General features: G+C 41.1%; 23 protein-coding genes. 15 read left to right on the top strand and 8 right to left on the bottom strand.

Features of this window, described 5'->3' with window-relative positions; genetic code table 11:
- Positions 1–58: 58 nt before the first annotated feature.
- The 7 genes from mreC to tldD are packed head-to-tail and all read left to right on the top strand — an operon-like array spanning position 59 to position 9,683.
- Positions 59–940, top strand: a complete 882-nt coding sequence (mreC, locus tag ACJAT7_RS01705; RefSeq protein WP_415225064.1) for a rod shape-determining protein MreC — start codon at positions 59–61, stop codon at positions 938–940.
- On the top strand, positions 924–1,406 hold the full coding sequence (mreD, locus tag ACJAT7_RS01700) for a rod shape-determining protein MreD (RefSeq protein WP_415225063.1): 483 nt from the start codon (positions 924–926) through the stop codon (positions 1,404–1,406). Before mreC ends, mreD begins: the two co-directional genes overlap by 17 nt.
- A gap of 2 nt (positions 1,407–1,408) precedes the next feature.
- Positions 1,409–1,969 (top strand): Maf family protein, encoded by a 561-nt coding sequence (locus ACJAT7_RS01695; RefSeq protein ID WP_415225062.1) that lies wholly within the window; start codon positions 1,409–1,411, stop codon positions 1,967–1,969.
- Positions 1,970–1,972: 3 nt separating this feature from the next.
- Entirely contained in the window at positions 1,973–3,445 is a 1,473-nt protein-coding gene (gene rng, locus ACJAT7_RS01690) for a ribonuclease G (protein ID WP_415225061.1), read from the top strand.
- 12 nt (positions 3,446–3,457) lie between these two features.
- Positions 3,458–7,369 carry a YhdP family protein gene (locus ACJAT7_RS01685; RefSeq protein WP_415225060.1) on the top strand — a complete coding sequence of 1,304 codons (3,912 nt, stop codon included), beginning with the start codon at positions 3,458–3,460 and terminating at the stop codon, positions 7,367–7,369.
- Positions 7,359–8,198, top strand: a complete 840-nt coding sequence (locus ACJAT7_RS01680) for a carbon-nitrogen hydrolase family protein (protein ID WP_415225059.1) — start codon at positions 7,359–7,361, stop codon at positions 8,196–8,198. The genes ACJAT7_RS01685 and ACJAT7_RS01680 overlap by 11 nt, the downstream gene beginning before the upstream one ends.
- 39 nt (positions 8,199–8,237) lie before the next feature.
- Positions 8,238–9,683 carry a metalloprotease TldD gene (gene tldD, locus ACJAT7_RS01675; protein ID WP_415225058.1) on the top strand — a complete coding sequence of 482 codons (1,446 nt, stop codon included), beginning with the start codon at positions 8,238–8,240 and terminating at the stop codon, positions 9,681–9,683.
- Between the two features lie 194 nt (positions 9,684–9,877).
- Here tldD and ACJAT7_RS01670 read toward each other — a convergent pair whose 3' ends face one another.
- Together ACJAT7_RS01670 and ACJAT7_RS01665 are read right to left on the bottom strand one after the other, a co-directional pair.
- Positions 9,878–10,345 (bottom strand): pullulanase-associated domain-containing protein, encoded by a 468-nt coding sequence (locus tag ACJAT7_RS01670; protein ID WP_415225057.1) that lies wholly within the window; start codon positions 10,343–10,345, stop codon positions 9,878–9,880.
- 405 nt (positions 10,346–10,750) lie between these two features.
- A complete protein-coding gene (locus tag ACJAT7_RS01665; protein ID WP_415225056.1) occupies positions 10,751–11,122 on the bottom strand; it encodes a DUF2750 domain-containing protein in 372 nt (123 codons plus the stop codon).
- A gap of 321 nt (positions 11,123–11,443) precedes the next feature.
- Between ACJAT7_RS01665 and ACJAT7_RS01660 the strand changes: the two genes are divergently transcribed.
- Positions 11,444–12,136 (top strand): YoaK family protein, encoded by a 693-nt coding sequence (locus ACJAT7_RS01660; protein WP_415225055.1) that lies wholly within the window; start codon positions 11,444–11,446, stop codon positions 12,134–12,136.
- Between the two features lie 288 nt (positions 12,137–12,424).
- Here the strand turns inward: ACJAT7_RS01660 and yjgA are convergent, their stop codons facing one another.
- Entirely contained in the window at positions 12,425–12,931 is a 507-nt protein-coding gene (yjgA, locus tag ACJAT7_RS01655) for a ribosome biogenesis factor YjgA (RefSeq protein ID WP_415225054.1), read from the bottom strand.
- A 171-nt stretch (positions 12,932–13,102) separates the two neighbouring features.
- Between yjgA and pmbA the strand changes: the two genes are divergently transcribed.
- A complete protein-coding gene (pmbA, locus tag ACJAT7_RS01650) occupies positions 13,103–14,428 on the top strand; it encodes a metalloprotease PmbA (RefSeq protein ID WP_415225053.1) in 1,326 nt (441 codons plus the stop codon).
- 234 nt (positions 14,429–14,662) lie between these two features.
- Here pmbA and ACJAT7_RS01645 read toward each other — a convergent pair whose 3' ends face one another.
- Genes ACJAT7_RS01645 through rsfS form a run of 5 tightly spaced genes read right to left on the bottom strand, consistent with a single transcriptional unit; the run spans position 14,663 to position 19,234 of the window.
- On the bottom strand, positions 14,663–15,436 hold the full coding sequence (locus ACJAT7_RS01645) for a septal ring lytic transglycosylase RlpA family protein (RefSeq protein WP_415225052.1): 774 nt from the start codon (positions 15,434–15,436) through the stop codon (positions 14,663–14,665).
- An 8-nt stretch (positions 15,437–15,444) separates the two neighbouring features.
- Positions 15,445–16,545 carry a rod shape-determining protein RodA gene (rodA, locus tag ACJAT7_RS01640; protein ID WP_415225051.1) on the bottom strand — a complete coding sequence of 367 codons (1,101 nt, stop codon included), beginning with the start codon at positions 16,543–16,545 and terminating at the stop codon, positions 15,445–15,447.
- Positions 16,546–16,547: 2 nt separating this feature from the next.
- Positions 16,548–18,434 (bottom strand): penicillin-binding protein 2, encoded by a 1,887-nt coding sequence (gene mrdA, locus ACJAT7_RS01635; RefSeq protein ID WP_415225050.1) that lies wholly within the window; start codon positions 18,432–18,434, stop codon positions 16,548–16,550.
- Between the two features lie 3 nt (positions 18,435–18,437).
- Positions 18,438–18,908, bottom strand: a complete 471-nt coding sequence (gene rlmH / locus ACJAT7_RS01630) for a 23S rRNA (pseudouridine(1915)-N(3))-methyltransferase RlmH (protein ID WP_415225049.1) — start codon at positions 18,906–18,908, stop codon at positions 18,438–18,440.
- Complete coding sequence (gene rsfS / locus ACJAT7_RS01625) at positions 18,908–19,234, bottom strand: ribosome silencing factor (RefSeq protein ID WP_415225048.1); 327 nt, start codon at positions 19,232–19,234, stop codon at positions 18,908–18,910. Before rsfS ends, rlmH begins: the two co-directional genes overlap by 1 nt.
- Positions 19,235–19,539: 305 nt before the next feature.
- Here rsfS and mraZ point away from each other — a divergent pair, with 305 nt between their 5' ends.
- From mraZ to ACJAT7_RS01595, 6 genes are read left to right on the top strand one after another with little or no spacing between them, the layout of a single operon-like run.
- Complete coding sequence (gene mraZ / locus ACJAT7_RS01620; RefSeq protein ID WP_415225047.1) at positions 19,540–19,998, top strand: division/cell wall cluster transcriptional repressor MraZ; 459 nt, start codon at positions 19,540–19,542, stop codon at positions 19,996–19,998.
- A complete protein-coding gene (gene rsmH, locus ACJAT7_RS01615) occupies positions 19,998–20,945 on the top strand; it encodes a 16S rRNA (cytosine(1402)-N(4))-methyltransferase RsmH (RefSeq protein WP_415225046.1) in 948 nt (315 codons plus the stop codon). Before mraZ ends, rsmH begins: the two co-directional genes overlap by 1 nt.
- Position 20,946: 1 nt before the next feature.
- Positions 20,947–21,261, top strand: a complete 315-nt coding sequence (gene ftsL / locus ACJAT7_RS01610; RefSeq protein ID WP_415225045.1) for a cell division protein FtsL — start codon at positions 20,947–20,949, stop codon at positions 21,259–21,261.
- Positions 21,258–23,090: a peptidoglycan D,D-transpeptidase FtsI family protein gene (locus ACJAT7_RS01605; protein ID WP_415225044.1), complete on the top strand. Its 1,833-nt coding sequence runs from the start codon at positions 21,258–21,260 to the stop codon at positions 23,088–23,090. The genes ftsL and ACJAT7_RS01605 overlap by 4 nt, the downstream gene beginning before the upstream one ends.
- A 2-nt stretch (positions 23,091–23,092) precedes the next feature.
- The gene (murE, locus tag ACJAT7_RS01600) at positions 23,093–24,613 is read left to right on the top strand and encodes a UDP-N-acetylmuramoyl-L-alanyl-D-glutamate--2,6-diaminopimelate ligase (RefSeq protein WP_415225043.1); all 1,521 of its coding nucleotides are present in this window, start codon (positions 23,093–23,095) and stop codon (positions 24,611–24,613) included.
- Entirely contained in the window at positions 24,610–26,034 is a 1,425-nt protein-coding gene (locus ACJAT7_RS01595) for a UDP-N-acetylmuramoyl-tripeptide--D-alanyl-D-alanine ligase (protein ID WP_415225042.1), read from the top strand. The genes murE and ACJAT7_RS01595 overlap by 4 nt, the downstream gene beginning before the upstream one ends.
- The last annotated feature ends 21 nt before the right edge of the window (positions 26,035–26,055 follow it).

Raw genomic sequence — 26,055 nt, 5'->3', positions numbered from 1 at the left:
TGCAGGTTACTTTATGAAGCAGCTTGCAATAAACACTTCCCTTATTTAACCGGTAACAATGAAACCTATTTTTACGCGCGGCCCCTCTTTTTTATTAAGGCTATCCATAGTGATAGCCTTTTCGCTTATTTTACTTTTAGGCGACAGTCAATTTAATCTATTTTCCTCGGTGAGGATTTACCTTAACTCTTTGGTTAGTCCTGTCCAATATGCTGCAGACGCACCACATAAATTGTTCAGTGCATTGTCGGAAAATTTAATGACACGGCAAGCTTTAAAAGAGCGTAATCAACAATTAGAAAAAGACAATTTACACCTCAAAGCAGATCGCTTATTACTGACACAATTGCAGAATGAAAATAAACAGTTACGCGATCTGTTAAATTCGCAACGTGTATTTACCAATAAACGCATGGTCGCAGAAGTGATGCGTTTACGCTCAGACCCTTTTACTCACCAATTGCTGATTGATAAAGGGGCATTGGATGGAGTTTACTTAGGGCAACCTGTGATCAATGAGCAAGGTGTTGTCGGGCAGGTTTCTCAGGTAGGTAGTACGACCAGCCGGGTGTTATTAATTGTTGATGCAAGCCACGGTATTCCGGTTCGCGTGCAGCGTAATGATGTTATCGCAATAGTTCATGGTAGTGGCGCTTGGAATAAGTTGAGCGTACCGTTTGTACAAAGCAATGCTGATTTAAAAGAGGGCGATTTATTAGTAACCTCCGGATTAGGCGGGCGTTTTCCAGCGGGTTATCCGGTGGCAACGGTGACCCGTTTTAATTATCAGGAAGGGGCGCTTTATGCACAGGTGACGGCAACACCCGTTGCGCTGTTGGATAGAAGCCGTTATCTATTATTATTGTGGAACGATCACCGATTTAAGGAATCTGATTTATCGCTTGATTCATCGGAGTCCGACGATGTCACTAATCCGTAATTACCGCGTTATTTACAGTACTTTTTTTATCGGGTTAATGTGTGCTATTTTCCCGCTTCCTATCATACTTAATGCATTTCGGCCTGATTGGATGATTCTTGTTATCTTCTATTGGGTATTAGCTTTGCCGCATCGGGTCAGTATTGTGCACGCTTTTATATTAGGTCTATTACAGGATCTATTATTAGGCTCAACATTGGGTATGCATGCATTGGTTTTTTCTATTGTAGCTTATGCGGTGAGTATAAATTACCAACGCATTCGTCGTTTTACGCTTGTGCAAACAACCTTATTAGTAGGGATGTTTATTGTGATTTCTAAATTATCTTTATATATGATTGCATCGAGTATTCAACATATTGTATTACATAGAGATTATTTTTGGTCGATATTCACCTCGATGCTGATTTGGCCTTGGTTTTTTCTGTTTATGCGCTTTGTCCGCATCCATTTTAAGGTTGCTTAAATATGATTTACCTTGCTTCGAATTCCCCGAGACGTGCACAACTCCTTAAGCAAATTGAAATCGAATTTACTGTGCTCAATACCTCTATTGAAGAACAGATAAAAGAAGATGAATCGCCTGAAAATTATGTGCTGCGTTTAGCCCGAGAAAAAGCATCAGCTGGTTTTGCAAGCAGCGCCAAAGATAGACCCGTATTAGGCGCAGATACAGTGGTGATTATTGATCGGCAAATATTGGAAAAGCCCAGCGATCAAAATCATGCAAAAAAAATGTTACAGTTGTTATCGGGCCGTACACATCAAGTTTTTACTGCCATCGCTTTGCTTGACAGTGCATCTTCCAAAACACAACTGGTTAAAACCGATGTCAGCTTTAAAGTATTAAATGAGCAAGAGATAGCGGAGTACTGGTTAAGCGGCGAACCGTTAGATAAAGCTGGCGGTTATGGCATTCAAGGCATTGCGGGCAAGTTTATTACAAATATAAGTGGCAGTTACAGTGCGGTTGTTGGACTCCCTCTGTATGAAACTGATCTGCTTATTAAAGATTTTATAGGAAGATAAAAAATGTCGGTTGAATTATTGATGAATATTACCCCTACCGAAACGCGTGTTGCTTTGGTTGAAGGCGGAATTTTACAAGAACTACATATTGAGCGTCAGGCGACTAAAGGTATTGTCGGAAATATTTACAAAGGTAAAGTGAGTCGTGTATTGCCTGGAATGCAGGCCGCTTTTATTGATATTGGTTTGGAAAAAGCGGCTTTTTTACATGCCTCTGATATTGTTCCTCATACTGAATGTGTTGCCCAGACAGAGAAAGTAAAGTTTAAAGTCGCTGATATTTCTGAATTAGTCCGTCAGGGACAAGATATTATGGTGCAGGTGGTTAAAGATCCGCTCGGTACTAAAGGCGCGCGATTAACCACGGATATTACCGTACCTTCCCGTTATTTAGTCTTTATGCCGGGTAGTGAACATGTTGGCGTGTCGCAACGCATCGATAGTGCCGAAGAACGCGAGCGGTTAAAAACCATCACACAAAGTTGTGTGGATGATTTAGGCGGTTTTATTATTCGCACGGCTGCCGAAGGTGCCCCTGAAAATGAGTTAATTCACGATGCCGCTTTTCTGCAGCGTGTCTGGCGTAAAGTATTAACTCGTCGCCAACGTACTAAAACAAAAGAGAAATTACTGTATCGAGATTTAGGTTTGGCATTTCGTATTTTGAGGGATTTTGTCGGCACTGAAATTGATCGTGTGCGTATTGATTCAAAATTAACATTTGCTGATCTTAAAGTGTTCACCCATGAATTTGTCCCCGAACTGGAAGATAACATTGAGTATTACTCAGGTAAGAGTCCGATCTTTGATCTCTTCGATGTTGAAAATGAAGTGCAGCGCGCACTGGAGCGGAAAGTGGAGCTTAAATCCGGTGGCTATCTGATTATTGACCAAACGGAAGCTATGACTACCGTTGATATTAATACCGGCGCTTTTGTTGGTCACCGCAATCTCGAAGAAACCATTTTCAATACTAATATCGAAGCGACACTGGCGATTGCACGTCAGTTGCGCTTACGCAATTTAGGCGGCATTATTATTCTTGATTTTATTGATATGAAATCCAATGAACACAAACGCCGCGTGTTCACCAGCTTAGAGCAAGCCTTAGCAAAAGATCGCGTTAAAACAAATATTAACGACTTTTCGCCATTAGGCTTGATTGAAATGACGCGCAAGCGAACCCAAGAAAGTTTGGAACATATATTCTGCACTGATTGTGAGCAGTGTAACGGTCGCGGTTATGTAAAAACAGTGGAAACTGTATGTTATGAAGTGCTGCGTGAACTGTTACGTGTCAAACGTGCTTATGATGTCGACCGATTTGTTGTTTATACAGCGCCAGCAGTTGCTGAGGCGCTGCAGGGTGACGAGTCTCATAGTTTGGGAGAACTAATTTTGTTTATGTCAAAACAGGTTGAAATCCATGCTGAGCCGTTGTACGGGCAAGAGCAGTTTGATGTCATTATGATGTAATTGGACTGATAGTTGAAACATTTTACGTGTAAATGGCTGAAACGCTTTTCTGTATTGATTGCAATCAAGCTATTTATTATTGCCACTTGCTTAACCTTATTGCGTATCCTTTTTGTTAGCATTGCAGACTACAAAGAAGATTTAACAACCTGGTTAGCAAGTGAATACAATATCAATTTATCAGTTGAACATATTTCTGCGGGTGTTGATTTCTCCGGGCTTATCTTAACCTTGGATGATGTTGAGCTGGTCGACTCCGCTGATCTTCCTTTTCAGCTGCAACTTGATTATCTATTCCTACATCTTGATTTCTGGAATTCGGTCAAAGAGCAAAATCTAAGTTTTACGCGTATCTCCTTGCAAGGAGTGGATGTAACCGTAAAAAAATCGAATCCACAAAGAAAAAAATCTGAGCAAGCCCTGCTTACCATCGATGCATTGCAGCGCATTTTTTTAGATCAGTTTGATAAATTATCGGTTAAAGAGAGCCGCATTCATTTCAATGACCACCTAGGCAATAAAAAAACGATTTTTATAGAAAAATTACGTTGGTTAAATAATGATGATTATCACCAAGGTATCGGTAGTGCATCACTGGTGAATGGTTTGCGGGATAACTCGTTAGCGTTTGTGGTCAAGCTCTTAGGGGAGCGGGGAAACCAAGATGATCCTATTAAGGGTGCACTCTATATAGAGGCTGACAATCTCAATATCACTAATTATTTAACTGCGCATGTTAACCCAAATGCGCAGATACTCGATGCAGTGTTAGGTTTTCAGGTGTGGGCCGAATTTTCATTAGCTAAATTAGATCAGGTTCAGATTGCTTTAAATGACAGCAAACTGGCATGGTCGCAGTCCAATAAACTGTATAACTGGCAATTGAACAGTGGATTATTACAATTTAGTAATAGTGAGCAGGGCTGGTTATTCGACAGTTATTATCTTGATATTGAAAAAAACCATGAGAAATTAAAAGGGTTAGCACTGTCCGGCTCAGGCACGAGCGATAAGGGGGCTTTTGATTTTACGGCGCTAAATTTAAAGGATTTACTGCCCTTTTATCTATTAACAAGTGAATTAACACAAACGCAGACCACTTCATTACAAGCCTTTGATTTGGATGCAGATATAAAACGCTTTGCAGTGACTAAAAATAACGATCATAAATTGCAATTTAATGCGTTGTTAAATGCGTTTAAAAACAGACCGGACGGCGCCGTTCCGGGGCTCAGTAATGCCAATATTGAGTTAAGTGGCAATGCGACTCAAGGCGAGATAAAAATAGAACTGCCCAAGCAGAAAATCTATTTTGATGGGCAATTTAGCCGTGCAATGCCGGTTGAATCGGGAGATATTGAACTAAACTGGTTAGAGACCTCAAAGGGGCTTAAGCTGTTTAGTGACCACAGCCTGTTAAGCACCAGCGACATTGATACCAACACCCGTTTTTCATTGTTGTTCCCCAATAAGCAGGCTAAAAATCAAAGTCCGTTTTTAAGTCTTTACAGTTACGCCTCGCTTAATGATGCTGGTAAAGCGCAGTATTATTTCCCTATTCAGGCGATGGGCGATAAGGTTTTTGGTTATCTTGAGCCAACCCTGAAGGCCGGAAAGGTAACAGGCGCGCAAATATTATGGTATGGCGCATTTAACCATTATCCCTACAATGATCACGATGGTATTTTCCAAGCTAAGGTGCCACTGCGCGGTGCGCAGTATGATTTTTATGGGCAGTGGCAAGGGTTAACCGGGTTAGATTTAGATCTGTTATTTGAAAATGACGGTCTGACTATGGAGTCACTTGACGCATCACTAGGTGAAGTGAAAGTACAAAAACTGAGTGCAAAAATAGATCATCTTAACCCGGATGGGATACTCACTATCAATGCGGATATTAGCGAAGATGCACAAAAAATAAGTGACTATTTAAAGGCCTCCCCACTTAAAGAAAGTGTGGGTAATGCACTGAACGTCATTAATCTGCATAATCAATTATCAGGCCAATTAGCGTTAACCATACCCTTTAATAGCGCGCACCAGCAAACAGAGACAGTCGGCGCCGTGACCTTGTCGGGCAATAATATCGATATCAAATTAGCGGACAATATCGTCTTACCCCTAAAAAAAGCGCGCGGTGAATTTGCTTTTATAAATGGCGATATAGTAGCAAAAAACATAAACGCACGCTTATTTGATCAAAATATACAATTCTCTTTTGATAGCACAGCTAAAAAACAAAGCTATCAGGTTAACGTGGATATGACGGGGCGCTGGAAGCTGGATCCCTTAAAGCGTACTTTACCTGCATTAAAACCTCTCCAATTATCGGGTATTTTAGACTGGACGGGAGAGGTTGATTTTGAATATAGTTTTGCGGGTGGCTATCAATATAAGCTTGTTTTAAACTCAGCGACACAGGGAATAAGCAGTCAACTTCCCGCGCCATTTAATAAAAATCTACTGCAATCATGGCCGAGTAATATTTTAGTTTCCGGCTCTCAGCAGAGCAGTACGTTTACCGTTAATATAAAAGATAAGTTAAATTTAACCGGTGAGCTTAATTACCAAGATAAAAAGCAAACTATTCCCTATTTTACTCTGAATGTGGGAGCCGGACGCGTTACCGCTGTTGACAGTCGCAAGCATATTATTAATATTAATTTAGAACAGCTTAATATTACAGATTGGTATGAACAATGGGATAAATTTCGTGCGCTGAAAAAGGGAACGGCAGAAAATCTTAATTATCTTCCTATTGAACTGGATCAGATCATTGTGGATATCAAGCATGCAACATTTTTTGAGCAACCATTGAGCGCGCTAAAAGTGAATGCCATTAACGATAAACAAAAATGGTCTGCAGCTATCGACTCTGATAATTTGCAGGGCGCTCTTGAATACCGTTTCGGCGTGCCGGTGCGCCTTGATTTTGACATCAAAAAAATTAATTTTAAAGCAATGGATCTTTCCACACTTAATTCTCAGCGCACAGCTGTTATCAGTGAAGAGATACAGCAAAGTGATAATTTGATCGAAGATTATCCTGAAATCTTTGCTGAATGTGCCACATGCATTTTTGGTGATTTCGACTTTTCACCACTCGAGCTGCACCTTTATCCAACTAAAAGCAGGCTTGCTATTGATTATATTAAGATTGGAACAGAAAATGAATTTACGCATATCTCAGGGGGGTGGGATCAGCGTCGTACTAATATGATTATTGATTCGCTTGCAGACGAACATAATAGTCTGGTGAGTAGGTTAGGTTTCGTCAGTCCTGTTGTTCATCAAAACGCGGAATTTAGCGGTGCTTTTAATTGGATAGGCGCACCCTGGCAGTTTAACTACGGCTCTTTAAACGGCGATTTTTCTGCACTTTTAAAAAATGGTTCAATCACAGAGGTCAGTGATAATGGGGCACGTTTGTTGAGTATCTTCAGTCTTGATGGTATTCGCCGCTCGCTGAATCTTGAGTTTGGTAATGTTTTTGCGAAAGGTTTTAATTTTAATGAACTTACATTCTCTGCGAAAATAACCGACGGTGTTATTAAAAATGATGATTTTTATTTAAACGGCTCGGCAGGTAAAATTGTTGGTAACGGTCTGGTTGATTTAGCAAACAACGAGACTAATTATAAATTTAGTTACAGCCCGGCGGTAACCTCGAGCTTACCTGTATTGACCGCCTTTGCAATTAACCCTCTGACGGGGGCTGCAGTATTACTGTTGTCAAAAATAATAGAGCCAGTTGTTGAGACGGTTATTCGGGTCGATTTCTCTGTAAAAGGTCCCCTTAATGAACCAGAGATAAAGTTAATCAACAGGCAAAGTGGTAAGGTCAAACTGCAAAATAGTGAAGTGCTTGAGACCATTAACGGTCAACAGTTAAACAGCGAGTACGGGAGCCCAGATGGTTTATAATTTAGCCGCTATTCAGATGGTCAGTGTTAGCTCACCGGAAATCAATTTATCTTGTATAAAAAAGTTGCTGGAAAAGTTGTCACCGGTTGCAAATCAGTTGGTTTTACTACCTGAAAATGCGCTCAGTTTTTCAGATAAATCGGGTTATTTATCATTAGCTGAAAATTTGGGAGAGGGCTATTATCAGACGCAGTTAGGGCTTTTAGCTAAACAGCACCAATGTTATCTGGTATGTGGTAGTTTCCCGATTAAAATCCGGCAAAGCGCTAAGATTTTCAGCACAAGTTTAGTGTTTTCACCGCAGGGTAAATTAATCAGCCACTATCATAAAATCCACCTGTTTGATGCGCTGTTGAGTGATCAAAAAGGGCGCTATAAAGAATCTGATACATTTATGGCAGGCGATGAGATTCAACTGTTTGATTATCAGATGGGGAGTGAGTCTGTTAAAGTGGGTCTGGCTATCTGTTACGATTTACGTTTTCCCGCTCTATTTCAAATGTTGCGTGCAAAAGGCGCTGATATTATTTTATTGCCTGCCGCTTTTACTAAAGTAACAGGAGCAGGACATTGGTTTCCCTTATTGCAGGCGCGTGCAATTGAAAATCAGTGTTATATTATTGCCGCTAACCAGGGTGGCTTACACCCGTGCGGGCGAGAAACATATGGTCATTCGGTGATTATTTCTCCGTGGGGCGAGCTGCTTAGCCAGCTGGAATTGGGAGAAGGCGTTGTTCAGGCGTCCTTTGATAAACAGTTCCTTGAGCGCATTCGCCTGCAAATGCCTGTCACATCGCACAACCGTTTTAGCAATTCATTAGTTAAGTGAGTTAGTCTGTTTTTTTAAAAAAGTTTAAAGGAAATATGCATGTCTTTCGATCAAGTTTGTGAACGATTTTTAGCTCCGGCGCAGTTACAGATTAGCGATCTGGAATCGCAACTCGGGCACATCTGTACGCCGCAAATAGATTATGCGGATTTCTATTTTCAATCAAGCCGTCAAGAGTCTTGGCTATTGGAAGACGGTATCGTTAAAGATGGCAGTTACAATATTGAAAAAGGAGTGGGCATTCGTGCGATCTCGGGTGAAAAAACCGGTTTTGCTTATGCTGATCAGATCTCTGCAAAAGCGATTAGTGAAGCTGCAAATGCAGCGCGAAGTATCGTTAAAAGTGGTCAAGAAAGAGAGATTAAACTGCTTTTACCTAAATCTGCACCGCTAATTTATGGACACTCAGATCCGCTCAACAGTTTATCGCAAGATAGTAAAATAGCGCTTTTAAAAGAAGTAGATATTTTTGCTAGGACACTTGATCCTATGGTCTGTGAAGTAACGGTTTCTTTAAATGCAGTGTATGAAGAGATTTTAGTGGCAGCGAGTGACGGTACATTCGCGACCGATATTCGCCCGCTGGTACGTTTTAGCTGCTCAGTACTGATCGAAAAAAATGGCAAACGGGAACGCGGTAGTGCCGGTGGTGGCGGGCGCTTTGATCTAGATTATTTCACCGATACCCGCGAAGGAGAGGCTAAGGCATTTTCTTATGCGCGAGAAGCCGTGCGCCAAGCCGCGGTTAATATTGATGCTATCGATGCACCGGCGGGATCAATGCCTGTTATTTTGGGGGCCGGCTGGCCGGGCGTTTTATTGCATGAGGCAGTTGGGCACGGCTTAGAGGGAGACTTTAACCGTAAAGGCTCATCAGCGTATTCAGGTTGCATCGGACAGAAAGTCGCATCAAAGCATTGCACTATTATTGATGACGGAACAATTAAAGATCGCCGTGGCTCTCTCAATATTGATGATGAAGGCACAAAAGGGCAACGTAATGTCTTAATTGAAAACGGTGTTTTAAAAGGTTATATGCAAGATAAATTGAACGCACGTTTAATGGGGGTTGCCTCTACGGGTAACGCTCGCCGCGAATCTTATGCACATTTGCCGATGCCTCGCATGACTAATACCTTTATGCTCAACGGCGATAGCGAACATGATGAATTAATCGCGAGCGTTAAAAAAGGTATTTACGCACCAAACTTTGGCGGCGGGCAGGTTGATATCACTTCAGGTAAATTTGTTTTCTCCGCCTCTGAAGCGTATCTCATTGAAGACGGTAAAATCACTGCACCGATAAAAGGCGCGACATTAATAGGTAATGGTTTTGACGCGATGAAGCAGATTTCTATGGTTGCTAATAATATGTGTCTTGATCCCGGTGTCGGTGTGTGCGGTAAAGAAGGGCAGAGTATCCCCGTTGGTGTGGGCCAGCCATCATTGAAAATCGATCAGCTTACTGTTGGCGGGACTAAATAAGTATTCCTTTTCATATAAAGCCTGTTCACTGTCCAGAGCAGGTTAAAGTTCCTCTAAATCCGATCCTGCTGAGTATTAAGTACTGAAATCAATGCAAATGGATTGACCAAAAAATAGAAGGGTGAAAAAAAAAAGTGTCTGGATAGACACTTTTATAGAAATATTTCAGTAAAGCGGAACCCACTTAAAAAATATTAGTTTGCAGGATCGGCTTTTAGATCCGTACTGCCTTCGGTAGTAAATACATCAACACCAAATTTGGCGCGTGAGTAAGAGTGATCAAGACCACCTAGATCTTTTGAGTTGCCCATATGCACAATAAATTTGAACTCTTTCCAGTTAGCATCTTTTAAAGGCACAACATAATAAGCACCGTATTTTGCTGAAACACCTGTTAGAGGATATGCATCATACCAGCTTGTTGCTTCTTTGATGTCGCCAGACCAAAGGTGTAGGCCCCAATCTGTATATTCGTTATCAGCACGTTTGTAGTAAATAACCGCTTCAGTTGGACCTGGTGTGTATAGGCCTGGAATTGTGTTTGCAGCTGAAGTTTCTTCCATAGCAACTTCTTCTGTTGCTGGCTCATCAGCTACTGGCGTTGAAGTACAACCCACTACCGCGATAGCTGTAAAAGCTGCCAGTAAATGTCTAAATTTCATAAAATATCCTTATTGTTTTGTTTATAGTTTTATTGTTATGCAAAGAACTTAGAAGAACATAAGCTTATCTGGTAAGCGGTCTGTTCCTGACTAGTTCGATAATTTACCTAAAGGTAAAAATATAGATTTTTTTCCTTAGATAGAGTTAGGATAATTCAAAGTAGCATTTGATACAAAGCAAGCGTCATTAATTTTTTTGAAATAGTGATCGAAGGTTCGTTTTTTACGATTTAAAATTATGAAACAGCCTATTTTTGAGCAGGTTAGCAGATTATATTGAGATTCACTCTGCGAAGATTTGTTATTGCAGGAAATGTTTTTGAGTATTAATGAACTGACAGTCAACTGCAGCGTTTAAATCACAATAAAGCGACTTAACAAAGTGGCTTTATTGTATGCATCAAATTAATTGTTACTGGTTAAAGTTTCAATATCAACAAGAGACTGAGTAAATTCAGGCAGATCAATCTCTAGGTCATTATCTTCCCCAAGCCAGTTAATGCCGATAACAATGTTATCTTCGATTAGATCGTCAACCCAGAATTCAAGCCACTCAGCCAGTGTGATTGCGCTCGGAGTGTAATCTTTCCACTCTTCAGTGCAATGCTGCTCAGCAAGTTCTGCAGTAGACCAGAGTGGCATTACTTCTGTTTCTTCATAGTTCAGAGAGTCGAGTACAACCCAATCTTCACTTTTTTTATCTTGCAGTGCCCAAAATAGTTGCGTTGGTTTCACTTCGGCTAAAAATGTAACCAGTGTTTGATTGTTATCTTCCATTATGTCTCTCATCTAAGTTGATTTTATGTTTGCAGTATACTGAGTTATATCCGAATTGATAGCTTGTAGTGGCTACATGTTTTGCTGATGGATCTTCTTAAGATCCGCGTTTATAAAAATAAAAACATTATTTTCAGATAAACTTACGGCAAGCTTAATGCCGCCACTATTTGTCATGATCCGCAACAAAGAGCGACGGGGTAATATAAGGTACAGTTGGCTCCGTTGTCGTCTTATGCCGTGTGATTTTTATCGTTTATGAAAATAAAATATCAGTGTGCAATGAAAATTAAAATGCGTGAGCAGTAGGTAAATTTAATAATGATCAATAAGCTATCCAAATGGGTAAAGCTGGGAGGATTCTCTTTAGCTATGTTAGCCGGTTGCGTGAATGCGATTGGCTTATTGGGTTTTAGTCATCAAGCCGTTTCCCATGTTACTGGAACCGTATCGCTATTAAGTTTAGCCATTATTAATAATGAGTTATCAGTGGCGTCACATCTTTTTTTTATTATAATCAGTTTTACACTTGGTGCCATATTGAGTGGTTTGTTAATTGCAAACAGTGCATTTAAAGTAGGTAAAAGATATGGGTTTGCTCTGTTTATAGAGGGCGTGTTTATCTATCTGGCGATGCATTATTTAAATAGCAGTTCCCATATTGGCCATTATTGGGTTTCTGCGGCATGCGGTTTGCAAAATGCGATGATTTCGACCTATAGCGGGGCCTTAATAAGAACGACCCATATGTCAGGACTTTTTACGGATATAGGCGTTATGATAGGCAGCTATTTTCGCGGTCTCCCGATAGATATCAAAAGATTAAATTTGTATCTGCTATTAATTATTGGTTTTATGTTTGGCGGCGTTATTGGCTCGCTCACTTATAATAGCTATCAATTTACAGCGTTACTGCTTCCGTCTCTATTTTCAATCTGCTTGGCAATTATTTATTGGGTCTATCTATATACCCAAGCTACTTCAAGATGCAGGAATCAGCAAGTCGATAAATGATGAGATTCTAGGCAGAAGGTTGATGATCTAGTCATTCTAAATCAAAACCTGCTAACAACGAAGATTATCGTTGATCGCCTTGCCCGAAGGGAGTTTCACCCGAAAGCTAGCACTGCGTTATAACACTTGAAAAGGGAATAACCATTCTCAGCATGTTATGCCTTGTTCTAGCATCCGGGTGAAGCTCTGAATCTGCATCTTGAAGTAGTTTGGGTATACACACTCTATAAAGAAAAAAAGAGGCATACTTAATGAATGTCTCTTTTTTTTAAGATTGTAGAGCTAAGCTTATAAACAAAATGTTTTTAAATAGGCAAACAACTCTTTAGCTGCTTTTGCCGGTTTTTCTTCTTTTTTCTCTTTATTTGCTTGGCGTACTAAGTGACGTAACTTTTGACGTTCAATGAGCGGGAATTGTTCTATTAGCTCATTAATTTTAGGATCGCCTTGCTCAATTAAAGTATCACGCACTGCTTCTAACTTTTGCGAAGCATGAGTCAGTTGCTGATGCTTATTATTAAGCTTATCAATCGCAGCGGTAATTAATTCGATCTCTTCATTACGCAATACTTTGCCAATAAATTGGATTTGTCGGCGCAGCGCTTCATGTTTTCCGCTTATTTTATGTGCCACCGCAATTGCATTGAAAAGTAATTCGCTACCCGGTATTTTTGTCAACTGCTTGTTATTTAACTCAAGTAATTGGCGGCCGATTACTTTAAACACTTCGGCTTCACGTTTGATTTGTGATTTACTGATTTCATCTTCAGCAACTGGTTCTGCATTTTTGGTCATAGGGTTCTTTTCAATTACGTTTTAAGGGATGTTGCTCAATTACTTGGAAGTATTTTTACAAGTGGTTTGAGTATAATTGCGTACATCATAACATCTTCAGAAGAAGCTTACCTTAAAGCATGTTATTCTTTATTACTCAAAATTAAATTTTATCTCAGTGGTGTGTTACTTATGATTGAACAGAAAAAAGAACTCGAATATGCTGTTAATGAAGCGTTAACTATTGCAAAACAGCTGGGCGTAGACCAAGCAGAAGTCGCATTAGGTAAAACATCGGGTATTTCTGTTAATACACGGTTAGGCGAAGTTGAGAATATTGAATTTAATAACGATGGCGGAATGGGGATCAGTGTTTACATTAATCAATGTAAGGGGAGTGCCTCTACCGCAGATTTAAGTTTACAGGCGATTGAGTCGACGGTTAAAGCTGCTGTCGATATTGCCAAATATACTTGTAAAGATATTTTTTCCGGGTTATTGGATGAGCGTTGTTTAGAAAAAAATCCCTTGGACTTAGATCTGTATCATCCAAGTAAACAGAGTACGGAAGCGCTATTGGCACTTGCAAAAGAGTGCGAAAATATTGCGCTCGAGAGCGATAAACGCATTGTTAATTCTGACGGAGCACAGGTTAATAGCCATTCCAATATGACAGTTTACGGCAATACACACGGTTTTCTACACAGTTATGCAAGCAGTCGCCACAGTTTAAGTTGTATCTTAATTGCTCAGCAAGGTGCGCAGATGCAGCGTGATCACAGCTATACAAGCGGCCGTGATATGGCGGAACTGTTTTCGCCGCAATGGGTCGCAGATGATGCGGTAAAACGCACAGTGCAACGTTTAGGTGCGACTAAAATAAAAACGCAGCAGGCACCTGTTATTTTTTCAGCAGAGGTGGCAAGTGGTTTGTTTGGTCATTTAGCTGGCGCAATTAGTGGTACAAACTTATATAAAAAATCCAGTTTTTTACTGGACAGCTTAGATAAGCAAATATTTCCAGATTGGTTCGAGATTTCTGAGAAGCCTCATCTGCGCAAAGGAATTGCCAGTGCCCCCTTCGATCAAGAAGGCGGTAAAACAATAACCCGTAATATTGTTGAAAATGGCGTGCTGCAAACTTACTTATTAACCGGTTATGCCGCGCGAAAATTAAATATGCAAAGCACAGGACATGCCGGTGGTATTCATAACTGGTTTGTGAAGACCGGCTGTTTAGATTTGCCTAGCTTATTTAAAGAGATGGGCAGCGGATTATTTGTCACAGAGTTAATGGGGCAAGGGGTGAATTTGGTTACAGGTGATTATTCCCGTGGCGCAGCAGGTTTCTGGATTGAAAATGGTGTGATTGCTTATCCTGTACATGAAATCACTATTGCGGGTAACTTAAAAGAGATGTTTATGAATATCGAGGCTATCGCAAACGATATTGATCCGCGTAGCAGCCTTAAAACCGGATCTGTTTTAATTAAGCAGATGAAAATTGCCGGTGAGTAACAGATATTCGTTTGATTATTGGGGCTGTTTTTCGTACTAGCGGCTTTAATCCAGAGAGAGCTATGTTAGCGGACATAGCTTTCTACCTAACACATCATTAGGCCGAGAGCATTTCAAAACGCGCATCATCCTTTGCTGCTAATACATTACTCAGATTACTTTCCCGGCTCTTTAATTCCAGTACGTTAATTCTCTTCTCTATAATATCTAGCCTGACACCTGTTTGAAAAGGCGTTATTTCTGCTCAATAATAAAAGCATTGGGGTAGTCGAGTTGTATTTTTTTGAGTAAATTATCTGCCTGCAATTGGTTGGTAAAAGGGCCTAAGCGCAACTTGTAATGATTGTTATCTTGCACCTGTAAGCTTTTTACTTGATAAGTTGCGCTGAGTTTTTTACCTAATTGATTGGCTTTTTCAGGTAATGAGGTGACCAAATATTGGATATAGTAAATACCAGTAAAGTGTTCGTCTTGCTGCTTTTTGTTTTTAAAATGTAATAATTTTATTTTTACTCTTGCCGTGCCGGCCTTTAGCATATCCAGTTTTTTTGCAGCGGCATAAGAAAGGTCGACGATTCGGCCTGAGTGAAAAGGCCCGCGATCATTAACGCGGACAATAATCTGCTTATTGTTTTCTAAATTGGTTACTTGTATGTAACTCGGCAAAGGCAAGTTTTTGTGGGCGGCGCTCATGGCAAACATATTGTAACGCTCGCCATTGGAGGTTAAGTGGCCGTGAAATTTATTACCGTACCAAGACGCGTTGCCTGTCTCTGTGAATTCAGTAATATCTGAGAACACCTTATAATCAATGCCCCGTACCCTGTAATTTTTATTGCCACCGCGAGAATAAGGTTCATAACGTGGATTGGCATCCTCAACATTCTCTAATGGCGGTATATCTGATGGGCTATGGTCATCTTTTATTTTATAACGACTAGTAGATGTACTGCAGCCAGTGACTAAAAAACTAAGCAGTAGTAGCGCTACTATATTGAATTTATTCATCACTCTTCTTATTTAATATTAAAACGTTTATGGGTATTTATTGACATTAACACCCCGAAACCTGCTAATAAGGTTACAATTGACGTTCCACCATAGCTTATTAATGGCAGAGGAACACCTACAACAGGTAACAAACCACTCACCATACCGATATTAACAAAGACATAAACAAAGAAAGTTAAGGTGATCGAACCTGCAACCAAACGGGTGAAAGCATCTTGTGCCTGATTGGCAATCCACAAACCACGGCCAATAATAAACAGATAGATAGTAAGCAATAGCAAAATACCAGCAAAACCAAACTCTTCGGAAAAAACGGAAAAGATAAAATCGGTATGGCGTTCGGGTAAAAATTCGAGTTGTGATTGTGTGCCCGCTAACCAACCTTTACCCCATAGCCCACCCGAGCCAATGGCAATTTTTGACTGAATAATATGGTAGCCAGTACCAAGCGGATCCGCTTCAGGATTGATTAAGGTTAGCACCCGTCCGCGTTGGTAATCATGCATTAAATAAAACCACAGAACGGGTATAAATGCCAGTATGGCAGTGACCGATAAAGCGATATAACGCCATGAAATTCCGGATAGAAAAAGCACAAACAGTCCGGACGAGGCAATTAATATCGCAGTCCCTAAATCAGGCTGTTTAGCAATTAAGAGGGTCGGAAGGATAACAATGATTAACGCTATAAAGGTGTTTTTTAAGCGTGGAGGTAGGTTATATTGGCTGATATAGTAGGCAACCATCAGTGGCATAATCAGCTTCATTATTTCTGAGGGTTGAAATCGGGTAAAACCTAGATCTAACCAGCGCTGTGCACCTTTGCCTATATGGCCAAAAATTAACACGGCCACTAAAAGTAATAAACAGATAATAAAGATAGCCGGTGTCCAGCGACGGTATGTTTCTGGGGAAACTTGTGCCAGTATTATCATCGTAGTAAGGGCAATAGCGAGGCGAATAAGCTGTTTAATTACCATCTCATAACCCGCGACAGAGTAGAGCACGGTGAGACTCAATCCCATTAATAAACAGATACCCAATAACAATAGCGGGTCAATATGTAAGCGGTAGAAAATACTTTTTTGTGCGTGTGTGCTGACCATATTTAAAAGCCTAGTGGTTTAACAGTTGAAGTCTGGGATAATTTATCAAAATATAGATCGAACATTTCGCGAATCATTGGCGCTGCATTGCTGCTGCCTCCTCCTGCATTTTCTAAAACAACCGTGGCCACTATTTCGGGTGATTTAAACGGGGCGAATGCGACAAACATAGCGTTATCACGATGCCGTTCTTTCATTTCACTGGCATTATATTTTTCATCTTCTTTGATACTCACTACTTGCGCAGTACCTGATTTTCCGGCAACCGTGTAAGAGGTATTAGCAAACGCTCTATGTGCAGTACCGCTTCTTTTGCTGGTAACGCCAAGCATAGATTCCAGTGCGATATCCCAGTAATGGTCATCTTCTAACTGTATTGGCGCTTTTGATTCATGCACCGGTGAAAAAGATCCGCCGGCTGAAATGACCGACTGTAGAATCCTGGGTTCAATAATCTTTCCGCGACGCGCTAAAATTGCGGTTGCTTTGGTTAATTGAATGGGCGTGGTTGTCCAGTAACCTTGGCCGATCCCCACTGAGATAGTATCACCATCATACCAAGGTGCCCTAAAACGTTGTTTTTTCCATTCGCGCGAGGGCATAATTGCTTTCGTCTCTTCACCTATGTCTAAACCGCTATAATTGCCAAAGCCAAACGTTTTCATAAACGGGCTGATTCTATCAATACCCACGTGATAGGCGGTATCGTAAAAAAAGGTATCGCAGCTTTCCACTATGGCACGCCTGACATCAACTTTACCATGACCCCAATGTTTCCAGTCTCTAAAGCGGCGGTTTGAACCAGGCACTATCCACCAACCGGGATCATTGATGATTGTTGATTCAGTGATCACTTTACTGTTTAACGCCAGTAATGCCATCTGTGGTTTGATGGTTGAAGCGGGCGGATAGCGACCTTGTGTCGCCCGGTTAATCAGAGGACGATCTTTGGATTGGAGAAGCCTCTGATATTGTTTACGACTGATCCCCTGCACAAAAAGATTGGGATCATAACTTGGATTTGAGATTAAGGTTAAAATACCGCCCGTTTTAGCGTCCAATACAATGATAGTACCGCGAAGGTCACCCAGTAGTTGCTGCGCCTTGAGCTGTAATTTAATATCAATATTTAATTTGAGATCTTTGCCCGGCACCGGCGGAGTGAAATTAAGGGTACGGATCACTTTCCCCCAGCTATCGACCTCAACTTGGCGTTGTCCGGGTTGTCCGTGTAATAACTCTTCATAATATTTTTCGATACCTAATTTGCCAATATAATGGGTACCCCGATAACGTGCAGTTTCTCCTTGCTGCTCGATGCGCTGTACATCTTTACTGTTAATTTTGGCAATATAGCCAAGGACATGGGTAAAGGCATCGCCAAAAGGATAGAAACGTTTAAGGTTAGCTTGAATAGCAAAACCTTGGAATCTGTGTTGATTAACCGTAAACAGGGCGACCTCTTTGGGCGTTAAATTATCACGGATAATAATAGGTTTGAAAGAGCGAGTGTGGCGCTTTTCATTGTAAAAATTGTCAATTTCTTGATCTGTCAACAGCAGTAAATCGCGTAGCTGCTCGATGTTGTTTTTTAAATCTTTTGTTTTATTAACAATAACTTGCAATCCGTAGACTGGGCGGTTTTCGGCAAGTATTATGCCGTTTCTGTCATAAATAAGCCCGCGATTAGGCGGCACGCTTTGTACATTAATGCGATTATCATTTGAGCGCGTTTGATAGCTTTGAAAAGAGCTGATTTGCAGATAATAAAGGTTGCTGATTAGCATGCCGATGGCAAACAAGATGGCGATAAAAACGACTAAAGTGCGGCGCATAAAAAGAGCGGATTCTGCGGAGTGATTTCTTATACTTATGCGTTTTTTAACCACCTTTTATTCTCTATGGTAAGGGTGGTTAATCGTTAATGTATAAGCACGGTATAAGCTTTCAGCAACGATAATACGGACAATTGGGTGTGGTAAAGTTAAGGCGGAAAGAGACCAGCGTTGTTCTGATCTTTCGATACACTCTGGCGCCAGCCCCTCTGGGCCGCCGATCAGTAAACTAATATTTCGTGCATCACGTTGCCATTGAGTCATCTCGCTGGCAAGTTGTTCTGTCGTCCAAGCCTTCCCCGTTACTTCTAGGGTGACAATTTTATTGCCTTTGGGGACGGCAGCAAGAGTGAGTTCACCCTCTTTTTTTAAGATGCGTTTTATATCTGCATTCTTGCCACGCTTCCCAGCGTTTATTTCTAGCAACTCAAGTTGCATCTCTTTTGGAAAACGTCGGGCATACTCTTGATATCCTTTTTCAACCCAGTCTGGCATCTTTGTGCCCACTGCGATCAACTGAATTTTCATTAAGCACACTGTTCCCAAAGTTTCTCAAGCTGATAGAACTGTCGAGTTTCATCCTGCATCACGTGCACAACAACGCTGCCCAAGTCCAGTAGTACCCACTCACTGCCTTCTAAACCTTCAATGCCTAAAGGTGTTTCACCTTCTTTTTTGGCTGCAAGTGCAGTTTGTTCTGCAACGGAGCGAACATGGCGTTTAGAGTTACCAGTACAGATTATCATCGTATCCGTTACATCTGATGTTTCTGAAACATCAATAACGGTGATCTCTTTTGCTTTCATATCTTCAAGTTGTTGTAACACGAACTGTTTTAATTGTTGCTCTTGCAAGGGATGTTCCTTTAATAAATAGGTTAAAAAATTTAACAGCGAGATAGTATAGCACGGCCGAACTGAGCCTGACCATTATTGATGATAATTTCACATTCTATCTGTTCGGCTGCACTTTTTACAATTTTAAACAGGTTAATTAATGACCTGTGAAGGGCTATATAAAAATAAAAGCGACTTTGCTTGCAATAATTGCACACTTTATTAGACTTTATTGCTTAATGTGGGGAAAAGTGTATAAAAGTGGATCTTTTCGTCTATAGTTAAGCCGTATTTCTGAATACTCACTCGTGGATCTTATTTTTATGTTGCGTGGCGCAAGTGCAATTAATCTTGATAGCAAAGGAAGAGTCGCTATTCCAACACGATATCGTGATTGGTTGACGGATACTTGCAACGGTCAATTTGTCTGTACTATCGATCTTCAGTCGCCCTGTTTATTGCTTTATCCATTAAATGAATGGTTATTAATTGAAAGTAAATTACGCGGGTTATCAAGTACCGATCCACAAGAGCGTCGTTTGCAGAGACTGATTTTGGGATATGCAACAGAGAGTGAATTAGATAAAGGTGGGCGAACGTTAATAGCACCAACGTTAAGGCAACACGCAAAACTACAAAAAAAAGTGATGCTGGTTGGGCAATTAAATAAATTTGAGCTGTGGGATGAAGATATGTGGCATCAACAAGTAGAACAAGATTTACAACAAGGTTTACCTACGGGCAATGATTTGAGCGAACGATTAAAGGGGTTTTCACTGTAATGGCTGAACATATCACGGTACTACTTGATGAAGCGGTTAATGGCTTAGCGTTAAAAAAAGATGGCATTTATGTTGACGGCACATTTGGCCGAGGTGGTCATTCTCGCCATATATTGAAGCAACTTGGTGAAAATGGGCGCTTGATTGCCATTGACCGAGATCCGCGTGCTATTGCAACCGGGCAGGCTTTAATGAAAGAGGATCCGCGTTTCACCCTTATTCACGGGCCATTTTCGGAACTTGCGCAATATATTAAAGAGTTGGATTTAGCGGGTAAAATTGATGGCGTGTTGTTAGATCTGGGCGTTTCATCCCCGCAACTTGATGATCCGGAACGAGGATTTAGTTTTATGCGTGACGGCCCGCTGGATATGCGTATGGATCCTACATCGGGTATCAGCGCGGCTGATTGGTTAGCAAAAGCGGATATTGACGATATCGGTTGGGTGTTAAAAACCTTTGGCGAAGAGAAATTTGCTTACCGTATCGCCCGTGCAATTGTGGCTGATCGTGAACAGACACCTTTTTTACGTACGCTGCAATTAGCGCAATTAATCGAACGCCTTTGCCCCAAAAGAGAGAAGAAAAAACACCCGGCAACGCGCAGTTTCCAAGCGATCCGAATTTATGTAAACAGTGAACTGGAAGAGATCCACAAAGTATTAGATGGCGCATTAGAGATTTTGGCAATTGGTGGGCGGCTTTCTGTTATCAGTTTTCATTCGCTTGAAGACAGAATTGTAAAACGTTTTATTCGTAAACAGGAAAAAGGCCGAGAATACCCTGCCGGATTGCCATTAACTGAAGCACAGATGGAAAAAGGCAACACGCTTAAGTCAGTGGCAAAAGCATTAAAACCCGGCGAGCTAGAGATCAGTGAAAATCCACGAGCCCGCAGTTCTGTACTGCGTGTTGCCGAGAAAATTGCTGAGCCTGAGAGCCACTAAGTTGAGTGACCATCGCGATAATTTATTGTTTTTAATTCTTGCTGATTTACGTAAGAATATTTTTGCACTGTTAGTGGGAATCGCTATTTTATTAAGCGCGTTTTATAACATCTATACCACCCATGAAACGCGCGTGTTAGTCACAAGAAAAGAACAATTATCACAACAGAAAGATAACTTGATGATTGAGATGCGTAATCTGTTAATTGAAGAACACACGCTTGATGAACACAGTCGCATCAGGCGTATTGCGCGAAAGAAATTATCTATGTCACAACCAACAAAAAAAAATAGTGTATTAGTGGAACTTCCATGAAAATAAAACGCAATTTAGCGAAATCAAAAGCCAGTAAGCAGATCAAAAAGAAAAAAGTGTACGCTACGTTTTCTTCGTGGCGTTATCTGTTTGTATCGTTTGCTGTTGCCACTGTTGCTTTACTTTTAATCAGCCGCCTTGCTTATATTCAGGTTATTGAACCTGAATATTTAAGCAACGAAGCAGATAAGCGCAGTCTGCGTGTGACACAATCTGTGGCGCATCGGGGAAATATTGAAGATCGTTATGGTGAAGAGCTGGCTATTAGTGTGCCGGCTTACGCAATTTGGGTGGATCCGAAAATGGTAAAAGAGGCATACGCCTTTACCCCTAAAGAATGGTCGGAAAGCGTAGAAGTAAATACGCATACAGGAAAACAAAAACACACTAAACAGTATTTTTATGAATCAAAAAAATGGCCAGCATTAGCGGAAGTGTTAGATATTGATATAGGAACACTTGCGGATACTATACAAAAACCAAACACCCGTTTTGTCTATCTCAAAAGGCAAGTAAACGAAGCGGTTGTGGAATATATTAAAAAATTAAACTTAGCCGGCATTGCTAAACGGCTAGAATCGCATCGTTTTTACCCAACGGGTGAAATTAATGCCAATATTTTAGGTTTGACCGATCTTGATGCGCAAGGCATTGAGGGGATTGAAAAAACTTACAATACCTACCTGCAAGGGCAAAACGGCAAGAAAAGCGTGCGCAAGGATAGACTGGGTAATGTTATAGACAATATTGAAGTGCTGGAAGAGAAAAAAGCTGCAGGTATTTTACAACTTAGTATCGATCAACGTATTCAAGCCGTAGCCTACAGTCAATTAAAACGGGCGGTGAAAATAAATGATGCCACATCAGGCTCTGTTGTGGTTTTGGATGTTAATACGGGGGAGATTTATGCGATGGCAAATTATCCGTCGTTTAATCCCAATGATCGTGACCAATATCAAGCTTATAAATTAAGAAATCGCGCTATAACCGATACCTTCGAACCCGGTTCAACAGTAAAACCCTTAGTGGTATCCAGTGCGCTGATTTATGGTAAAGCGAATGTTGATGAAGTGATAGATACATCACCGGGTTGGATGCATATTGGTGGTCGTCGCGTCCGCGATGGTCATAATCTAGGTAAGATTAATTTGGCCATGATTTTGAAAAAATCCAGTAATATAGGGGTCAGTAAATTAGCTTTACGCTTAGAGCCGGGGCAATTGCAGCAGACATTTGCAAATTTCGGCTTTGGCAATGATACCGGGATCGGCCTGATTGGTGAGACCGTAGGTAGGTTACCAATCCAACATCGTTGGTCTGATTTTGAATTGGCTACTATGTCTTTTGGTTACGGTATTACGACTACGACCTTACAGCTGGCTAAAGCCTATGCAATATTAGGTAGCGGCGGTATAGAGTACCCGATAAGCATATTAAAAAATCCATCTCCAGTTACAGGCGATCAGGTTATTCCTCGTAATATAGCGCTCGAAGTTGTGGAAATGATGGAAGGGGTCAGCCAGAAAGGCGGTACTGCGCCTAAAGCAAAAGTTGAAGGTTATAGAATAGCAGGTAAAACAGGGACATCGCGAAAAGCGGAAGCAGGTGGATACGGAGATGACTATGTTTCTGTTTTTGCAGGCTTAGCGCCTATCAGTAAACCCCGTTTTGCGATTGTGGTGATGATCAATGAACCGCAGGGCGATCGTTATTATGCAGGTGATGTTGCCGCGCCAGTTTTCTCAGCTGTGATGAAAAGTGCACTCTTATTAAGCCATGTTCGCCCTGACGATCAAAATGAACGTTATACCTTGCTGGAGTCTTATTAATAATGAATAAGCCGCTGCAATCTATCTCTTTAAAGACGCTGTTGAGGCCATGGTTAGCTGTCGACTTTGACCGTTTGCTGGTAACTGGGTTGACCTTAGATAGTCGCAAAGTCGTCAAAGACAACCTGTTTGTGGCCTTGCAGGGGGCGCAGCTTGATGGTCGGACCTTTATTAAGACGGCGATAGAGCAGGGCGCATCAGTGATTTTGTCACAAACGCGCGATCTTAATCGACATGGGGTCATTACCAACGTATCTGGTGTGCCGGTGATTGATATTTACGAGCTTCCGGTAATTTTAAGCGCGCTGGCATATCGTTTTTATTTCTCAAAAGAGACATTGCATAAAGTAATTGCGGTCACTGGAACCAATGGTAAAACGACCATTGCCACTCTATTGGCAAATTCTTTTATGTTATTAGGAAAAAAAAGTGCGCAAATGGGGACCATTGGTAACGGCTTATTCGGGCAGCTTAAAAGTAGTGTAAATACCACATTAGATCCAATTTCGCTTTTGGCTGAGTTACATCAGTATCAGCAAAAGCAGGTCGACTACACGATAATGGAGGTTTCCTCGCATGGTTTAAGCCAAGGGCGTGTCACTGCGTTACCTTTTCATAGTGCGATTTTTACCAACTTATCACGCGATCACCTTGATTATCACGGCTCTATGGAGAGCTATGGTGAAGCTAAAAAAACATTATTCGCAAAACACTCAGTTAAACACCGCATTATTAATAGTGATGATCAGGTCGGCAATGACTGGTTACAGGACTTTCCTGATGCCATAGCCTACGGTTTTAATGCAATGCCGGGTACTAAAAAACAGCCCTATTTACGTGTCACTGACGTTAATTATCAAGCCAAAGGAATTGATTTTTCATTCGAATCTGCTTGGGGTGACGGCCATATTTCAGCCCCATTTTATGGCGATTTTAATGTCTCCAATTTAGCCGCTGTGTTGACACAATTGCTGGTTGAAAATATAACAATCGCGCAACTTGAAACTATTTTTCCAAAATTGAACACTGTGCCCGGGCGCATGGAGCAATACTTTTTTCCAGAAAAAGAGATTACCTTTGTGGTGGATTATGCACATACACCGGATGCATTAGAAAAAGCATTAATCGCTCTGCAAAAGCATAAATCTGACGGACGACTAATTTGCGTTTTTGGGTGTGGTGGAGACAGAGATAAAGGGAAACGGCCGGAAATGGCAAAGGTGGCGGAAGCTTTTGCAGAAAAAGTTGTTTTAGTTGATGACAATCCGCGCACTGAACCTGCACAAGATATTATGCAGGATATTTTATCTGGATTTAATCATGCCGATACGGTTACAAAAATTCATGATCGTACACAAGCTGTGTTATTTCTATTAGAAAACAGCTTACCCGGGGATCTTATTTTATTAGCGGGTAAAGGGCATGAAAACTATCAAATTATAGGTGATACCTGTTTAGATTACAGTGATCGGGAATTATTGGCTTCATTACAAAAACAATATAATAATCCGGTGGAATCATGATTTCATTAACGGCAGCGCAAATAGCACAAGCCACAGGCGGCACGCTAATCAACAGTGGGGCAGATGAGCTTGTTATTAATCAGATTTGTACCGATACGCGAGCCATTGAAGTCGGCTGCTTGTTTATCGCTTTGCGCGGTGAGCTATTTGATGCGCACCAATTTTTAGATCAGGCTGAAACAGCCGGGGCTGCGCTTTTATTGGTTGATCATAAAACAGACAGCAAATTACCCTGTGTATTAGTTGCAGATACACGTATTGCATTAGGTTTGCTGGGGGCTTATGTAAAGCAAAAAATCAGCGGCTTAAAATGTGCCGCTATTACGGGCAGTAATGGAAAAACCACAACAAAAGAGTTGCTTAGCGAAATTTTACGGCAGTTTTGCAGTGTGCCAAACGCTGTACTTGCAACGAAGGGCAACTTTAATAACGATATCGGTCTGCCATTAACATTGCTGCGTTTAACAGAGCAAAGTCGTTTTGCGGTCCTTGAGTTAGGGGCCAATCACCAAGGTGAAATCGCTTATACTGCGCAACTTGCCAAACCGGATGTGGCGCTAATTAATAATGTAATGCCCGCTCATCTGGAAGGATTTGGCTCGCTTGAGGGCGTGGCAAAAGCGAAGGGTGAAATCTGGACAAGCTTATCTGAAAACGGCTCAGCCGTCGTTAATCTCGATGCCAATTTTGCTCAGCAATATATACAGCAGTTGCAGCAGCAACAGACTAAATTTTTTACCTTTTCACTAACAGATAACAATGCAGATCTATTTGCATCCGATCTGAAATTTGATCTGTCAGGTAACGCAACATTCACCTTAAATCTGCACAGTGACGGCGTTATACAGGCAACTGAAGTGCAACTGAATATAGCGGGGAAACACAATGTCAGTAATGCATTAGCCGCTGCCAGTATGGCACTTGCATTAGGCTGCGGACTGGATATTATTCGTCGCGGCTTAGCGTCAGTAAAAGAGGTGGCGGGACGCGTTAATTGCAGTCAAGTTACCCCTATGGTGAGCGTGATTGACGATACCTATAATTCAAACTCGGCATCAGTTAAGGCTGCTATCGATCTTCTTGTTCAATATCAGAGTGCACACCTGTTAATTTTAGGTGATATGGGTGAGTTGGGTTTATATAGCCAAAAAGAGCATATTGCGATCGGTGAATATGCGGCTAGGCAGGGGGTTAAGCAGCTATTAACCGTCGGGAAATTAACAGAGCAGACTGCGCAGGCATTCAACGTTCATGGAGCAAACAGGGGGGTGCACTTTACCGATAAAGGCGCATTAAAAGAACATCTGCAAAACGCATTATTGGATAATAGTGAAAAATTAACCATTTTAGTGAAAGGATCACGCAGTGCGAAAATGGAAGAAATTGTTGCTTATATTAAGCAGCTGTTATTAAAAAATTAAACCGGTTATAAAATAGGAAAA

The organism is Psychromonas sp., assembly GCF_047632995.1.
Classification (GTDB): domain Bacteria; phylum Pseudomonadota; class Gammaproteobacteria; order Enterobacterales; family Psychromonadaceae; genus Psychromonas.
Note: the sequence above shows the minus strand (reverse complement) of the source record. Positions and strands in the feature narration are given on the sequence as shown.

Excerpts from the sequence above, each read along its gene's own strand:
- mreC (WP_415225064.1), top strand. The coding sequence starts at position 59 with ATGAAACCTATTTTTACGCGCGGCCCCTCTTTTTTATTAAGGCTATCC.
- mreD (WP_415225063.1), top strand. The coding sequence starts at position 924 with ATGTCACTAATCCGTAATTACCGCGTTATTTACAGTACTTTTTTTATC.
- ACJAT7_RS01695 (WP_415225062.1), top strand. The coding sequence starts at position 1,409 with ATGATTTACCTTGCTTCGAATTCCCCGAGACGTGCACAACTCCTTAAG.
- rng (WP_415225061.1), top strand. The coding sequence starts at position 1,973 with ATGTCGGTTGAATTATTGATGAATATTACCCCTACCGAAACGCGTGTT.
- ACJAT7_RS01680 (WP_415225059.1), top strand. The coding sequence starts at position 7,359 with ATGGTTTATAATTTAGCCGCTATTCAGATGGTCAGTGTTAGCTCACCG.
- tldD (WP_415225058.1), top strand. The coding sequence starts at position 8,238 with ATGTCTTTCGATCAAGTTTGTGAACGATTTTTAGCTCCGGCGCAGTTA.
- ACJAT7_RS01670 (WP_415225057.1), bottom strand. The coding sequence starts at position 10,345 with ATGAAATTTAGACATTTACTGGCAGCTTTTACAGCTATCGCGGTAGTG.
- ACJAT7_RS01665 (WP_415225056.1), bottom strand. The coding sequence starts at position 11,122 with ATGGAAGATAACAATCAAACACTGGTTACATTTTTAGCCGAAGTGAAA.
- ACJAT7_RS01660 (WP_415225055.1), top strand. The coding sequence starts at position 11,444 with ATGATCAATAAGCTATCCAAATGGGTAAAGCTGGGAGGATTCTCTTTA.
- yjgA (WP_415225054.1), bottom strand. The coding sequence starts at position 12,931 with ATGACCAAAAATGCAGAACCAGTTGCTGAAGATGAAATCAGTAAATCA.
- pmbA (WP_415225053.1), top strand. The coding sequence starts at position 13,103 with ATGATTGAACAGAAAAAAGAACTCGAATATGCTGTTAATGAAGCGTTA.
- ACJAT7_RS01645 (WP_415225052.1), bottom strand. The coding sequence starts at position 15,436 with ATGAATAAATTCAATATAGTAGCGCTACTACTGCTTAGTTTTTTAGTC.
- rodA (WP_415225051.1), bottom strand. The coding sequence starts at position 16,545 with ATGGTCAGCACACACGCACAAAAAAGTATTTTCTACCGCTTACATATT.
- rlmH (WP_415225049.1), bottom strand. The coding sequence starts at position 18,908 with ATGAAAATTCAGTTGATCGCAGTGGGCACAAAGATGCCAGACTGGGTT.
- mraZ (WP_415225047.1), top strand. The coding sequence starts at position 19,540 with ATGTTGCGTGGCGCAAGTGCAATTAATCTTGATAGCAAAGGAAGAGTC.
- rsmH (WP_415225046.1), top strand. The coding sequence starts at position 19,998 with ATGGCTGAACATATCACGGTACTACTTGATGAAGCGGTTAATGGCTTA.
- ACJAT7_RS01605 (WP_415225044.1), top strand. The coding sequence starts at position 21,258 with ATGAAAATAAAACGCAATTTAGCGAAATCAAAAGCCAGTAAGCAGATC.
- murE (WP_415225043.1), top strand. The coding sequence starts at position 23,093 with ATGAATAAGCCGCTGCAATCTATCTCTTTAAAGACGCTGTTGAGGCCA.
- ACJAT7_RS01595 (WP_415225042.1), top strand. The coding sequence starts at position 24,610 with ATGATTTCATTAACGGCAGCGCAAATAGCACAAGCCACAGGCGGCACG.